The following is a 14,498-nucleotide window of genomic DNA, read 5'->3' on the forward strand; positions in this document are numbered from 1 at the left end:
AAATGTTCGCTCACTGTCGCAACAACTCAGTACCTCATCCTCATCCTCATCTCGCCACCGTTTTACCACGAAGACGCTAATTGTCAGACTTTAGCCGTTTGGCCAAACAGAACTGACTACACCTCCCCACATAACGTAGGGAGGTGTGATGGTTACGTCGTCAGTTCCCTGTATATTTAGAAATCCTCAATGCACAGGAAACGTGATTTAGCAGATATTCCTGCCCCCCCGGAATAGACTCCGTTAATAAGATAACGTACCCACAGATAGGGGGCTGCATTATTAGTCGTTTTTATCCAAAAACGTACGCTATCGAGATAAATATGAGACGGAATTACAGATTGCTCATATTTAGACTTAGTACCCCAGAAATCACTAAAACCATCTCTCGCATCTGCCGGGAGTCTCATGTTCAGTGAAGCACATGCTTCCAGGGCATCGGGATAGAATACCTCATTGTCATAAACCGAAATCCATCTATCAAGTTTGAAGGTATGGCGAATAATGCCAAACGTTTTCCCATTCTTAGGTGTGGCCGTCACAGTGACCTCCCTGGCCTGATGGCTTGCTATCGTCGTTTTTAGCATCACCACGCCGCTCCCATCAACCGTTGCCCAATCCGCATTGGTACGCCAGTTATAATCCGTGCGATCGCCGCCCCCCTGTAAGTCCAGGACAAACTGAGCACCGTAGAAACCCTCTTTGGGGTGATTCAAGCCCATATTTGTATCTCTGCTATGGAGTCCCCTCACATTACGAAAAACTGGCATAACATCATAATTTGTTGTAACAATATCTGACGCCCAGCCATTGAGTCTAAATGATGCCTGTAGATCTTCACCTTTAACGCTCGCCGTTATCGTGAATGAGTAAGAACCATTACTATTCATCTCCAGTTTATTTATTACGGTATCTGAACCAGGCGTTTTGAATGTTGCATCACTTAAAACGCTCTCAGGGTCCATCCTGACCACATTTCGATTTCCATCTCGTAGAATTAGGGTGAATATCATCTCTTGATTCACCAAATAACCATTAGCGTTGCGGGTTAATGTTGACGTTGAGGCAACAGGTTCTCCGGCAACAATGCTATAAGGCAGCGACGTCACGCCAGTGTCCCAGTCGCTAAGCTGAAGCTTTGCGGTAGCACTACTCGTCACCTTCACGGCGGTGAACGTCGCGATATATTTCCCACGCCCTTCGTCCTGCCAGCTACTTCCCTCTTTTATGGTTGCATTGTTTACGTCAACGGTACTCGAACTCAGCTTATCCACTTGATTAATAACAGCATTTCCATGCTCATCATTAAGTGTTACGGTCACAACAACATCATCACCAGAGGTATAGGTATCCTTATCCACAGCCACTTCTGACCTCGAGAACGCCGCCTCTCCAACAACAAATGCCGTCTCCTTGCTGGCGGCATTATTGCCTACCGTTGCCGTCACGATAATTTTCCCGGCCACGGTGCTGGTCAGCGTGGTGCTGGCCCTGCCGTCATCGCCCGTGGTCACCACCGCAGGCGCAAACGAGGCCCCTGTATTATCGGCCGTGAACGTCACCTCTGCCTTTGCCACCGGATTGCCCTGCGCATCCGTCACCAGCGCCACTACGGCGTTGCCCTCCAGACCGTCTGCCTTCGCTCCGGAAGCGACAGTCAGGTTGCTGTCGGTGATGTTGGCGGTGTCCCGGTCGGCGATAAATGCTGTCTCCTTGCTGGCGGCATTATTGCCTACCGTTGCCGTCACGATAATTTTTCCGGCCACGGTGCTGGTCAGCGTGGTGCTGGCCCTGCCGTCATCGCCCGTGGTCACCACCGCAGGCGCAAACGAGGCCCCTGTATTATCGGCCGTGAACGTCACCTCTGCCTTTGCCACCGGATTGCCCTGCGCATCCGTCACCAGCGCCACTACGGCGTTGCCCTCCAGACCGTCTGCCTTCGCTCCGGAAGCGACAGTCAGGTTGCTGTCGGTGATGTTGGCGGTGTCCCGGTCGGCGATAAATGCTGTCTCCTTGCTGGCGGCATTATTGCCTACCGTTGCCGTCACGATAATTTTTCCGGCCACGGTGCTGGTCAGCGTGGTGCTGGCCCTGCCGTCATCGCCCGTGGTCACCACCGCAGGCGCAAACGTGGCTCCTGTATTATCGGCCGTGAACGTCACCTCTGCCTTTGCCACCGGATTGCCCTGCGCATCCGTCACCAGCGCCACAACGGCGTTGCCTGCCTGCCCGTCCGCCTTCGCTCCGGAGGTGACGCTCAGGTTGCTGTCGGTGATGTTGGCGGTGTCCCGGTCGGCGATAAATGCCGTCTCCTTGCTGGCGGCATTATTGCCTACCGTTGCCGTCACGATAATTTTCCCGGCCACGGTGCTGGTCAGCGTGGTGCTGGCCCTGCCGTCATCGCCCGTGGTCACCACCGCAGGCGCAAACGAGGCCCCTGTATTATCGGCCGTGAACGTCACGTCGGCCTTTGCCACCGGATTGCCCTGCGCATCCGTCACCAGCGCCACTACGGTGTTGCCTGCCTGCCCGTCCGCCTTCGCTCCGGAAGCGACAGTCAGATTGCTGTCGGTGATATTGGCGGAGTCCTGGTCGGCGATAAAGTGCGTTGTCGTGTCGGTTGAACTTCCGGATTCACGTATAGATGCGTTGACCTTATACTCTCCGGCAGTCTGAGTTCTGATAATCGCATTCACCAGACCCTCATCATTACTTGCAAACGTGTCTGCCGTAACCGTCGCTTCCGCCGTTTCGCCAACGGCGCTAATATCCACGATCACCCCCCCGGCAATATTTCCCCGGGTATCCGTCACCTTTATCGTTACCGCATTGCTGTCCATTCCGTTGGCTTTGGCACCCGCCGTAACCCTCAGATCACCTTCAGCAATATGCGCGGCTGATTTGTCTACGACAAAGTGCACCGTAGTCGACAACGCAGCTCGCGTTGCCGATCCTGAGCGAACGGCAACATTCGTTTCTCCGGCACGCTCATTGGTGATCTTCAGCGTCGTTTTACCCTTTGCATCGGTTAACAATGATGTATCGACCACACCATCATTATCTGCATCCGCTTCAACGGTAAAATTCGCCAGCGGATTACCCTGCGCATCCAGAACAACAGCTTCAATTTCGTTCGAACTTAAACCATCCGCATGAGCATGATTTTTGGTCACGTTCAGACCACTGATCATTGCAGTATTAGCATCAGCGGCAAATAATACCTGTGCTTCCCTGGTACTCCCGTCATCCGTTGTGACCGTCACAGAACCCTTTTTTGCTACCTTACTGCGTAGCATAACCGTTCCCTTTCCATCCGCATCCGTGGTAACAGAGAGTACTTTGCTGTTCGATTGCGTATCGGTATAAAGCGTGGCCGAGGGGTTGTTATTCTCATCCGTCAGGCCCGATACGCTGAAAGTCAGCTGTTGCCCAGGCACGCCTAAACCAGACTCATCGTTTACGGCGGCCGTCAGTGAAACAAACTTGCTGTTATCTGCGACAACGGGGCTCTTCGGCGTGACGACAAGTTCCCCCATCTCGTGGTGAGAGGGGCTAACACGGATAATTGTGCTGGCTGTATTCGAACGATTACCTTTATTATCAAAGCTTACCGCAGTCAGCGTGTATTCCTGCGCAGCCCCACTACGTGTCCCTTGGGTATAAGCAGGGATACGAACGTCAATTTCTCTTTCTGAACGTTTCTGCAGGGTCCCTCCCTGCTCTACGAATCCTGGCGATGACGTCCATTGCGTCTCTTTCAGCCCATATTTATCCTTGTGCAAGGTAACAGGAATACGGATCAGCTCTGAAGAGCGCGCCTCTGTAACATCCGGCAAACTGATACGCAGCACTTCCTGCTGACGATACTCAAGAACAATATTGTTGTTACGATCAACCAGATCGTATCGGCTGCCAGCCAGACTACGCATTGCCGCCACTGATGACGGATCGATCTGCTGATTCCACGGCATACCCAGTTGATAATTAAAACCGATCCCCATACGGGTATCATTTTTGCCCGACTGCCCCTGACGCTGCTCAGCGTTTAAACTCAGTAACGGGATCGGCGTGTATTCAAGGCCGGCCGTGACCGCAAACGGGTTACGTTGGCGATTATTCTTTCCAAATAGTGCAACGTCTTTGCCATAGTACTGCTCCCAGGTCAGCTTCCCCCCCAGTTGCGGGGCAAACGGTAACCAGCCTTGTGTCCGAACATCCCAGCCATTCGCCGGGCGTTCATCATAATCTCTGACATCCGGGGAATCCTTCCAGCCGGTGAGTCTGAAATAACCATTCGCACTTAATTTAACAAAGTCACGCCAATATTCCGCACCAATACCGGCGCGGGCATGTTCGCGGGAGAGGTCATAGTCGCCAAACGTATTAACGCCCAGCATATAATCAGAGATGAAGTGACGAATCCCCACCCCCAGATTCGACTGGTTGCGGTCATCCGTACGATGGAGACTTCCCTGGGTAAACACCACCCTATCCCCCCGATCGTAAAGTGGAACCAGCAGGTCAAGCTGAGAATTTTTCAGCGACAGTTTTTTGTCAGTCTCCAGCTGCACGCGGGCGGTTCCGAAGCGGTTCAGGAGCTCCTGCACCTCACTACTGGCCGCGGTGGTTGCCATGCTGTTGCCCAGGGTAACGGCCGCATCCGTATCAGGGTTGTTAGCCAAAAAGCTCCCGGCGCGGGACGCAATTCCGGCAATATTTTTCTCGCGTTCATTGTCAACTGAAGGGAGCGGGTCGTTTTCACCCCAGGCTATCTCAGGAAACGGGGTTAACGGCACATCCAGTTCATCACCCGCCTGCAATGCATTAAAACCGCGCGAAAAGGTACGTAATTGATTGAGTCTTTTCAGCGCATCCGTACTCATGTTGAATTTCGCCGCAACGGAATCCACACTTTCGCCAGGCTGGAGAATATACACCTGGGTTGGAATATCTACTGTAGAATTTGCCGATGGTGTATTAAGAAATCGCCGTTCGCTTCCCGTACCAGCAATCGCTGGCGTGAACGCAACCGTCACGGGGAATAAGAACTGGGTTATTATATTAATCCAAACAAAACGTCGAAAAAAATTTCGCATACATTAAAATACCTGTATAAAAGGAATGCACCATCCCCTCCTTGACAGAAAGGATATAATTACGTCGTTTATATAAAAGTTGGCCAGCATGGCCGTGATACCATCAACCATTATTTACACATTATAAATTAAGCTATTTCAATTCTGATAAATTGCCTGACTTCAGTAACATGTTGTAGATTGAGTTTGCGGGCGATCACACCCACTCGCGAATAAACCGTCTTGTTATTCGCATTAAGAAATGTTGCCACTGCAGATATATTCGAATGCTGCGCAACTGCAATAGCAATCTTCTTCTCTTTTTCAGTCATCATGGAAAGTTCCTGCACCCTGGCTATATAATCTTCAATATCTGCCCAGGTCATCGAGCGGCCATTCTTGATACAACACAATATTTCACTCAAACCATCATCTCGATCAAAAGCTGTAATAGGTGCCAGAACCTTAGAATGAACGCTAATACCTTTCATCAGAAAGACATTCTGTTCAATATCCATATACTCAATAACATCCAATAACTCACCAAACGAATAAAACGAGTCGATATCAACAATGCATATTTTGTAGTTAAAATCACACTTTTTAAGCACATATCTAAATGCTAATTTTATATATGTGTTTTTCGACAGAATTTTATACCTCATAACAACAATACAACTCATTAACAATGAAAGCAGATAAAAACCTTTGTCTGAAAGACTTAAAGAGACCATCAAAAACCTGAGTTGTTCTCCCGAGTGGTCTGGTGATTGTCATTGTGTTGCTCCTTATACGCACTAACTCAGGCGTGGCGAGAAGTGTGAACGTTAGAGACACGCCCTCAGCTAAAACCGTTCAGTCCTTACTCATTTACTTATACGACTAATCCTAACAACTCAATGCCGCAATAAGATACTTGTATCGAAAATTTAAGCATTTACAGACACATAAACTTAAATACAGTTAAAGTACAAACAATTTAACTACGAAAATGTGAGGGCTATCTAAATGTGCTATCATGCCAACATCAATGCTGATAAGAAAACAGCACGAGGAATGCAGGTGGTTTAAGCCATTATGTCACCATGAGGCACGGAGAGGCGGGAATGGTTTATTTGATTGATAAACGGATAAAATATCGTACTGAGGATGGCTCAATATGGCCGTTGGGCGATGAGGAATCAACTGTCATTTTGACCCTCACCATGAACCGACTCCTGGCATGTCTTCTTAATCGCCATGGACAAGTCCTGACCCGTAATGAACTGCTTGATGATGTTTGGGATGCCCATGGTCTGCGTTCATCAAATCATACACTGAATAAATACATATCCGAACTCAGAAAATGTTTTTCCCGTTTAGGTATTTCTGCCGAATGTATTACGACCGTACCCCGGGTTGGTTTTATGTTCAGCCGTAATATTGACGTCCAGATTATCGATAATGATATTCCTGAAAGCCTCTCTCAGTCTGAAACGGTATTGCAACAGGAAAACACCCTACAGATAAGCAAACAAGCAGAAGAAAGCCGTAGCGATCTGGTAGAAAAAAAACAAACACCCTATCAGCGATTCAGATACACAATATTATCGTTAATTATTGTAATAATGAGCATTATCATGTTAACAGAGAAATACTGGTATCCCGAGAACCGAACCGCAGACATAAAAGATACCCCGAGATATTTTTTATTTAACTATGAAACGTGTCCAGTCTACACCATTCAGAAAAATTCAATTTCACTTACAGAGAAGAAAAAAAGATTGTTTCTGGAGCTCGTTAGACGAGAAAATATATCATGTCTTACCGGTGCTTCTTTTACTTACCATGCTTCTGAATCTTATTTGTATGGTAAAGAAGGGCGTGTATTTATTAGTCGCTGCACCTCTAAAGATAGAAACTATATATCTTGCCTGAACTATTACTGGAGCGGTCATGAAAGTAATATATAAACAAAAATGGCTGTTCCCCTTTATGCTGTTATTGCTATTAGCATTCTCATTTTACAGATTTGTATTCAATCGGTACCAGACTCCCGGTTTAGATATTAACTGTGCAACAATTATACATTACGATCATCTAGATCCCATCTTTATCTCTACTATTGAAATGAACTTTCGTCTGGGTAAGGATCACAATGGTAAAGTAATATTATCAGGAAATATCAAAACGGGTAGCAATGTACAAACCATCTCGCGAATGGCCGTGTTTGATTATGAAATAACCTCCCCAAACGAGATTTCAATCTATAATGTGGAATATATGAAGAACGCGCGCGATACCGCAAACGATGAGTTATTTAGAAATAGCTTCTTTTATGCTCAGAAAGGAACAAGTAGACAAATGCACCTGAGTCCGTCAGGTAATGCGTGGTTAATCGGAAACCTGCAGTCACCCTTTGCGTTATGTGTAAATAAAGAGGGATAACTACGCGTTCCCTCCTCCTGCGCAATCGTTTTCCTTGACGTTAAAACATGCTATTCTCTGTGGCCTCAAAAGTCGAGTGTTGTGCACCACAGGAGTTTTCAGACGCATGTCTTCCCGCAATAATCCGGCGCGAGTCGCCATCGTGATGGGGTCCAAAAGCGACTGGGCTACCATGCAGTTCGCCGCCGAAATCTTCGAAATCCTGAATGTCCCGCACCACGTTGAAGTGGTCTCTGCCCACCGCACCCCCGACAGACTGTTTAGCTTCGCCGAAAGTGCTGAAGAGAACGGCTATCAGGTGATTATTGCAGGCGCAGGCGGTGCAGCACATCTGCCCGGTATGATTGCCGCCAAAACGCTGGTACCGGTATTAGGTGTTCCGGTGCAAAGCGCAGCGCTGAGCGGCGTAGACAGCCTGTACTCCATCGTGCAGATGCCGCGCGGTATTCCGGTGGGCACACTGGCGATAGGTAAAGCGGGCGCGGCGAATGCGGCCCTGCTGGCGGCACAAATTCTGGCGACACACGATAAAGAACTGCATCAGCGTCTGCATGACTGGCGTAAAGCACAGACCGACGAAGTACTGGAGAACCCGGACCCGCGAGGTGCGGCATGAAGCAGGTTTGCGTACTCGGCAACGGTCAGCTAGGACGCATGTTGCGCCAGGCCGGTGAGCCGCTGGGGATTGCGGTCTGGCCCGTCGGGCTGGATGCCGAACCCGCTGCCGTTCCCTTTCAGCAAAGCGTGATTACCGCCGAGATTGAACGCTGGCCGGAAACTGCACTAACCCGCGAACTGGCGCGCCATCCGGCGTTCGTCAACCGTGATATTTTCCCGATTATTGCCGACCGTCTGACGCAAAAGCAGCTATTTGACAAACTGAAGCTGGCTACCGCGCCGTGGCAGCTGTTGGCAGACAAAAGCGAATGGTCTGCGGTATTTGAAACGCTGGGAGAGCTGGCGATCGTCAAATGCCGCGTCGGCGGCTACGACGGTCGCGGGCAGTGGCGTTTACGCGCCCACGAAACAGAACAACTGCCGGATGACTGCTACGGCGAGTGTATCGTCGAGCAGGGTATTAACTTCTCCGGCGAAGTATCGCTGGTTGGCGCCCGCGCCCACGACGGCAGCACCGTCTTCTATCCACTGACTCATAACCTGCATCAGGACGGCATTCTGCGCACCAGCGTCGCGTTCCCGCAGGCCAATGCCAAACAGCAGGATCAGGCCGAGGCGATGCTGTCTGCCATCATGCACGAGCTGGGCTATGTTGGCGTAATGGCGATGGAGTGTTTTATCACCCCGGAAGGCTTGCTGATCAACGAACTGGCCCCGCGCGTACACAACAGCGGACACTGGACACAGAACGGCGCCAGCATCAGCCAATTTGAACTTCACCTGCGCGCCATTACCGACCTGCCGTTACCTGTGCCGGTGGTGAACAGTCCGTCAGTGATGGTGAATTTAATTGGCAGCGACCTGAATTATGACTGGCTGAAACTGCCACTGGTGCATCTGCACTGGTATGACAAAGAGGTGCGCGCAGGTCGTAAGGTCGGTCACCTGAACCTGACCGATGGCGATACCGCTCGCCTGAGCGCCACGCTGGAAGCGCTGATTCCCCTGCTACCGCCGGAATATGCCAGCGGCATTATCTGGGCACAGTCCAAACTGAAATAAGCCATTAATGCCGGGGAATGGAATTTGTCCTTCCCCGGCCCCTCCTCTGGCGCGTAAAATCCCCTCCATTGCTGTTTTGTATTTTCAGGATTGAACATGAACGATGGAACGGACTATCGCGCGATTCTGCTCGCCGGTACGCCCTTAATCGATGTACGCGCCCCCGTTGAGTTTCAACAAGGCGCGATGCCGGGTGCAATCAACCTTCCCCTGATGAACGATGACGAACGTGCCGCGGTCGGGACCTGTTACAAACGTCAGGGACCGGACGCTGCGCTGGCACTGGGACATCAGCTTGTGAGCGGCGACACCCGCCAGCAGCGAATGAATGCCTGGCAAGCGGCCTGTCGCCAACACCCTGAGGGAATTTTATGCTGCGCACGCGGCGGTCAGCGTTCACACATTGTGCAGCAATGGCTGCGTGAATCCGGCATTGACTACCCACTGGTCAGCGGCGGTTATAAAGCCCTGCGTCAGGCCGCGATACAAATAACCGAAGAGTTGGTGCAAAAACCAATAGTCTTAATTGGTGGCTGTACCGGCAGCGGTAAAACGCAGTTGGTGCAATTGCAGCCAAACGGCGTGGATCTCGAAGGTCTGGCGCACCATCGCGGCTCTTCTTTTGGTCGCACGGTTGAGCCCCAACTGAGCCAGGCCAGTTTTGAAAACCTGCTGGCGGTCGAGATGCTGAAAACCGACAGCCGTCAGGACCTGCATCGCTGGGTGCTGGAAGATGAAGGCCGCATGATTGGCGCCAATCATTTGCCCGAGTGCTTGCGCGAGCGCATGAGCCAGGCCTCTATTGCGGTGGTTGACGATCCCTTTGAACTGCGCCTTGAGCGGCTGCGTGAAGAGTATTTTGTCCGCATGCACCACGATTTCACCCAAGCGTACGGGGAAACCCAGGGCTGGCAGGAATACAGCGAATACCTGCACCACGGTCTGTTCGCCATCCGCCGTCGTTTAGGGTTACAACGTTTTGCGGAACTGACCGAGCTGCTCGACGTCGCGTTGAACGAGCAACAGGCCAGCGGCAGCACCGACGGTCACATGGGCTGGCTGGTGCCGTTACTCAACGAATATTACGATCCGATGTATCGTTACCAGTTAGAGAAGAAAGCCGCGAAAATTGTCTTTCGCGGCACATGGCAGGAGGTGAATGACTGGGTTCAGACGCATTAATGCCGGTCGCGCTTATCCGCGCGTTTCGCCAGCCAGTCGCCCAGCACCTGAACAACCTGTACCAGAATAATCAGCGCCACCACGGTGACGATCATGACCTGGGTTTCGTAGCGGTAATAACCGAAGCGAATCGCCAGGTCACCAACGCCGCCGCCACCAACAATCCCGGCCATCGCGGAATAGCCGATCAGGCTGACCAGCGTTATCGTCAACCCACGCAGCAGGCCGGCACTGGCTTCCGGTAACAGCACCGTACAAATGATGCGCATCGGGCTGGCGCCAAAGGCCTCCGCCGCTTCAATAATGCCTTTATCGACCTCGCGCAGGGCGCTGTCCACCAGTCGGGCATAAAATGCAATCGCCGCTACCGACAGCGGTACCGACGCCGCAATCGGCCCGATGGTATTGCCGAGCAGAAACTGAGTTAACGGCAGCAGCAGCACCAGCAGGATCACAAACGGCACCGAACGGATGATATTCACCAGCACGGAGCTGAGCAGATACACAAAACGGTTCTGCCAGAATAAATGACGGTCGGTTACGAAGATTAAAAAACCCAGCGGCAGGCCGCCAACAATTGCCAGCACCGTTGAGATGCTCAGCATCTGGAAGGTTTCATTGAACGCCAGCGTCAAATCCGGCAATAAATCATCCACGAATCACCTCCACCTGTGCGGTACGTTGACGAATGTGCTCCACGGCGACATCGACCGCCGCAGGATTATGCGGCGCGGTCAGTTGCACCACCAATATCCCCAGCGCCCGCTCGCCAATATATTCAATTTTGCCGTGCAGGATATTCACCGCCACGCCAAATTTCACCGCCACCTCGGACAGCACCGGCTGTTCTGCCGAATCGCCAATAAACAGAATTTTTAACAGCTGCCCCGGCAAATGTTGCCGCAGGCGATCCGGTAGCGTCAGGTTGAGCGTGTGTGATACCAGCTGTTGGGTAAACGCGTGCTGCGGATGGGCAAAAACATCAAACACCTCGCCGGACTCCACCACCTTGCCACCGGACATCACCGCCACGCGATCGCAGATAGATTTGATCACGTTCATCTCGTGGGTGATCAGGACGATCGTGATCCCCAGTTGGGCGTTGATCTGCTTGAGCAGTGCCAGAATGGTAGCGGAGGTTTCCAGATCCAGCGCCGAAGTCGGTTCATCGCAGAGCAGCACATCCGGGTGGTTGGCAATCGCACGGGCAATACCCACACGCTGCTTTTGCCCGCCGCTGAGCTGCACCGGATAACGGTTGGCCTTATCAGACAGTCCCACCAGGGCCAGGATCTCCGTCACGCGTGGGGCAATTTTACTGCCCTCCCAGCCTGCAGCCTTCAGGCTGAAGGCCACATTTTGCGCCACGGTGCGGGTATGCATCAGGTTAAAGTGCTGGAAGATCATGCCGATACGCTGACGCGCCTTGCGTAATTGACGTCCCTCAAGCGCGGAGATTTCCACGCCATTCACTTTTACGCTTCCCTCGCTCGGGCGCGTTAAGGCGTTCAGGGTACGCAGCAGGGTACTTTTTCCCGCGCCGCTGGTCCCAACAATACCGAATATCTCGCCTGCGCCGATCCGCAGGCTGACGTCATCCACCGCGCGGGTTGACGGCCCACGGCCTGCGGTAAAGTCCACGCAAACCTTCTCTATCTCAATCATAGCCACCTCAGAAATGCGAAAAGGGCAGTCATCGCTGCCCTGTTAACCCATTGGCGCAGCGATTACTGGGCTGCCGACATCCATTCCGGTTTCTGGAAGGCGCTGTAAATATTTTTCGGATCGTCAATCACCGCGCGATAAGCCGGTGATTTCACCGCCTCAACAATGTCTTTAGCGAACGGTTTATCCGCATCTTCACTGCGTACCGCGATGATGTTTTTCAGGTTTTCATCCAGATTCTCTTGCTTCAACGCACTTGCGAGATCCAGTTTTGCGGCAACGGCGAAGTTACCGTTGACCAACGCGCCGGTCACACCGTCGAGCGTACGCGGCAACTGCGCAGCTTCCAGCGGTTTGAAAATCAGCCCTTTCGGGTTGCTGGCGATATCACGCTCGGAAGCTTTAGTGGGATCGATATTATCTTTAATGGTGATCAAATCGATGGATTGCAGGAAGCGCAGCCCGCGAGCCAGGTTGGTAGGGTCGTTGGAAAGCGTAATCACGTCCCCTTTCTTCAGCTCATCTAGGCTTTTGATTTTATGTGAGTAGAACCCCATTCCGGCCGTCGGGACCACAATCAATTTGCTCAGCTTCAGGCCTTTGTCGGCAGTGAATTTGTCAAAGTACAGCGAGTGCTGGAACAGGTTGGCGTCAATGCTACCGTTGGAAAGCGCCATATTGGGCTGGACGTAGTCGCTGAATTCGCGCACCACCACCTTGTAGCCCTTTTCTTTCAGCGTCGGGGCAATAGCCTGTTTTACCATGTCACCATACGGACCCGGCGCGACGCCGAAAACGATAGTCTGTGGATCGCTATTGGCGTGAGCAAACTGTAAGCCGCAGGCCAGTAATAATGCTCCGGTCGCGATGCGTAAATTGTGGCGCAATCCCATAATCTCTCCATTTTAACGTTGTGATGTGGTATCTCACGCCGTTCATGCGGCGTTGTTGTTGTTGACCTGCCTAACAGGCTGATTGTTAACATGACACAGATCACAACCTGCTGTCCTTGAAATTATTTCATGATATTGCAGAGTGTGTAATTGAAGGGGAAGGCATGAAAAAAGCCGGATGGCGGCACAAGCACCTTATCCGGCCTACAAATAACTCGATTACGCTGCTCTCGTAGGCCCGATAGCACACGTGCATCGGGCATTCCGTTTGGCAGGTGTTCGATTAGAAATCGTAACGCAGACGCACCAGGTTCATGTCGCCCAGGTTGTCGGTGCTGGAGGTAAAGACATGTTCGTAATCTACACGGAAGCCGTAGTCCAGCTGGAAGCTGATCCCCACGCCGTTGTCGGTGCGCAGGTAGTTACGGCCATTCACGTATTCAATACGATCGCCCATAAAGTAAGGCTGAACGGATTTCAGTGCATACTGGCCAACCGGGAAAGTGTAACCGGCAAAATATTCCAGACCCCACGCGTCACCGGCAAAATAGTCGTTAACCGACACTTTCTTGGTGGTCATGAAGTTTTGATACCAGCCGCCCCCCAGGGAGAAGGTCCAGTTGTCCGGTTTCCAGCTCAGCGCAGTACCCACGATGTTCTGATCGTACGTTTTGCTGCCATTGCCGCGCATTTCCGCACGGGTGTAGTTCCACGCCGTACCCCAGGTTAAGTCGTCGGTAATGTGGTAATCGGCCCCCAGCGAGCCGCCGCCTTTACGTTTGTAGCGCAGACCGTTGTTCGGGTTGTAATCATCGCTGAAAAGATAAGAGGCATAGAGATCTACATCGCCCACGGTTTTCTTATACTTCAGTGATTTACGCGTACGATATGAACCATCGTAGTCGCCATTAATCCCGTTACCTGGTGCCTGACCGATCATGTCGTAGTCCCAGATATCTGTTTTCGCACCGACCACATCATAGTAAATGCTGTTCTGTTGACCGAAGGTCAGCGTACCCCAAGTCGCGCTCTTCAGCCCGGTGTACAACATACGACGCGTGGTGTCGTTGGCGCCGTCTGCATGGTGATTATCCCAGTCGAACATCGCCGGGAAGTTAACGCCCAGTTCGTAGTAGCTCACCCAACTGATGTCATCAAACAGATAGTAGTCTGCGGCAAAGCGGAAACGGGTACCGCCATCGAAACCGTTACGCTTGTAGCCATTCTTGCCATCGTCGCCCGCCATGTTCTGGAACTGGGGACGGATACTGCCACCGACGGTGAAGTTAAGACGGCTCAGCGGATTACCCGCCTGCGGATCTTGTTTCAGGACGGTGATTTCCGCCTGGGCGGCGAACGTCGTTAATGCCACTGCTGCGCCGATCGATACCGCCAGCGCTGTTTTTTTTATAGTCATGGATTGTTTTACCTTGATAGATAGCCTGCCAATTATTCAGCACGCAAATATTAACGTTTATTAATACTCGCGTGTTGGCGGGTTTTTATTGTTCCGTGCGGTTAAATATCAAGGAGTTATCAATTTGTGCGGGATAACCGAAAAATACGCACCGGTGTA

Annotated in this window: 11 protein-coding genes; 5 read left to right on the forward strand and 6 right to left on the reverse strand. The window is 51.6% G+C overall.

Going from position 1 to position 14,498, the window contains the following annotated elements; genetic code table 11:
• Positions 1–176 precede the first annotated feature (176 nt).
• Both IB214_RS18170 and IB214_RS18175 read right to left on the reverse strand, forming a co-directional pair.
• Positions 177–4,910, reverse strand: a complete 4,734-nt coding sequence (locus IB214_RS18170; RefSeq protein ID WP_348939351.1) for an inverse autotransporter beta domain-containing protein — start codon at positions 4,908–4,910, stop codon at positions 177–179.
• Positions 4,911–5,224: 314 nt separating this feature from the next.
• The gene (locus IB214_RS18175) at positions 5,225–5,809 is read right to left on the reverse strand and encodes a hypothetical protein (RefSeq protein ID WP_117342158.1); all 585 of its coding nucleotides are present in this window, start codon (positions 5,807–5,809) and stop codon (positions 5,225–5,227) included.
• 372 nt (positions 5,810–6,181) lie between these two features.
• Here IB214_RS18175 and IB214_RS18180 point away from each other — a divergent pair, with 372 nt between their 5' ends.
• The 5 genes from IB214_RS18180 (at position 6,182) to mnmH (ending at position 10,364) form a co-directional block, all read left to right on the forward strand.
• Positions 6,182–7,027, forward strand: a complete 846-nt coding sequence (locus IB214_RS18180) for a winged helix-turn-helix domain-containing protein (protein WP_117342275.1) — start codon at positions 6,182–6,184, stop codon at positions 7,025–7,027.
• A complete protein-coding gene (locus IB214_RS18185) occupies positions 7,011–7,502 on the forward strand; it encodes a hypothetical protein (protein WP_117342157.1) in 492 nt (163 codons plus the stop codon). Before IB214_RS18180 ends, IB214_RS18185 begins: the two co-directional genes overlap by 17 nt.
• A 106-nt stretch (positions 7,503–7,608) precedes the next feature.
• On the forward strand, positions 7,609–8,118 hold the full coding sequence (gene purE, locus IB214_RS18190) for a 5-(carboxyamino)imidazole ribonucleotide mutase (protein ID WP_096758002.1): 510 nt from the start codon (positions 7,609–7,611) through the stop codon (positions 8,116–8,118).
• Positions 8,115–9,182 carry a 5-(carboxyamino)imidazole ribonucleotide synthase gene (purK, locus tag IB214_RS18195; RefSeq protein WP_117342156.1) on the forward strand — a complete coding sequence of 356 codons (1,068 nt, stop codon included), beginning with the start codon at positions 8,115–8,117 and terminating at the stop codon, positions 9,180–9,182. The genes purE and purK overlap by 4 nt, the downstream gene beginning before the upstream one ends.
• 96 nt (positions 9,183–9,278) lie before the next feature.
• Positions 9,279–10,364, forward strand: a complete 1,086-nt coding sequence (gene mnmH, locus IB214_RS18200; protein WP_117342155.1) for a tRNA 2-selenouridine(34) synthase MnmH — start codon at positions 9,279–9,281, stop codon at positions 10,362–10,364.
• Here mnmH and IB214_RS18205 read toward each other — a convergent pair.
• The 4 genes from IB214_RS18205 to IB214_RS18220 form a co-directional block, all read right to left on the reverse strand.
• The gene (locus IB214_RS18205; RefSeq protein WP_005125237.1) at positions 10,361–11,020 is read right to left on the reverse strand and encodes a methionine ABC transporter permease; all 660 of its coding nucleotides are present in this window, start codon (positions 11,018–11,020) and stop codon (positions 10,361–10,363) included. The genes mnmH and IB214_RS18205 overlap by 4 nt on opposite strands.
• Complete coding sequence (sfbB, locus tag IB214_RS18210; RefSeq protein WP_117342154.1) at positions 11,013–12,029, reverse strand: virulence-associated ABC transporter ATP-binding protein SfbB; 1,017 nt, start codon at positions 12,027–12,029, stop codon at positions 11,013–11,015. Before sfbB ends, IB214_RS18205 begins: the two co-directional genes overlap by 8 nt.
• A gap of 62 nt (positions 12,030–12,091) precedes the next feature.
• Positions 12,092–12,922: a MetQ/NlpA family ABC transporter substrate-binding protein gene (locus tag IB214_RS18215; protein WP_117342153.1), complete on the reverse strand. Its 831-nt coding sequence runs from the start codon at positions 12,920–12,922 to the stop codon at positions 12,092–12,094.
• Between the two features lie 283 nt (positions 12,923–13,205).
• Complete coding sequence (locus IB214_RS18220) at positions 13,206–14,339, reverse strand: porin (RefSeq protein ID WP_117342152.1); 1,134 nt, start codon at positions 14,337–14,339, stop codon at positions 13,206–13,208.
• Between the last annotated feature and the right edge of the window lie 159 nt (positions 14,340–14,498).

It is taken from the genome of Citrobacter sp. C1, from assembly GCF_014596895.2.
Taxonomy (GTDB): Bacteria; Pseudomonadota; Gammaproteobacteria; order Enterobacterales; family Enterobacteriaceae; genus Citrobacter; species Citrobacter gillenii.

What these genes read in the sequence shown, in the direction of transcription:
- IB214_RS18220 (WP_117342152.1), bottom strand. Translation starts at nt 14,339, where the DNA reads ATGACTATAAAAAAAACAGCGCTGGCGGTATCGATCGGCGCAGCAGTG.
- IB214_RS18175 (WP_117342158.1), bottom strand. Translation starts at nt 5,809, where the DNA reads ATGGTCTCTTTAAGTCTTTCAGACAAAGGTTTTTATCTGCTTTCATTG.
- sfbB (WP_117342154.1), bottom strand. Translation starts at nt 12,029, where the DNA reads ATGATTGAGATAGAGAAGGTTTGCGTGGACTTTACCGCAGGCCGTGGG.
- purE (WP_096758002.1), top strand. Translation starts at nt 7,609, where the DNA reads ATGTCTTCCCGCAATAATCCGGCGCGAGTCGCCATCGTGATGGGGTCC.
- IB214_RS18215 (WP_117342153.1), bottom strand. Translation starts at nt 12,922, where the DNA reads ATGGGATTGCGCCACAATTTACGCATCGCGACCGGAGCATTATTACTG.
- mnmH (WP_117342155.1), top strand. Translation starts at nt 9,279, where the DNA reads ATGAACGATGGAACGGACTATCGCGCGATTCTGCTCGCCGGTACGCCC.
- IB214_RS18180 (WP_117342275.1), top strand. Translation starts at nt 6,182, where the DNA reads ATGGTTTATTTGATTGATAAACGGATAAAATATCGTACTGAGGATGGC.
- purK (WP_117342156.1), top strand. Translation starts at nt 8,115, where the DNA reads ATGAAGCAGGTTTGCGTACTCGGCAACGGTCAGCTAGGACGCATGTTG.
- IB214_RS18185 (WP_117342157.1), top strand. Translation starts at nt 7,011, where the DNA reads ATGAAAGTAATATATAAACAAAAATGGCTGTTCCCCTTTATGCTGTTA.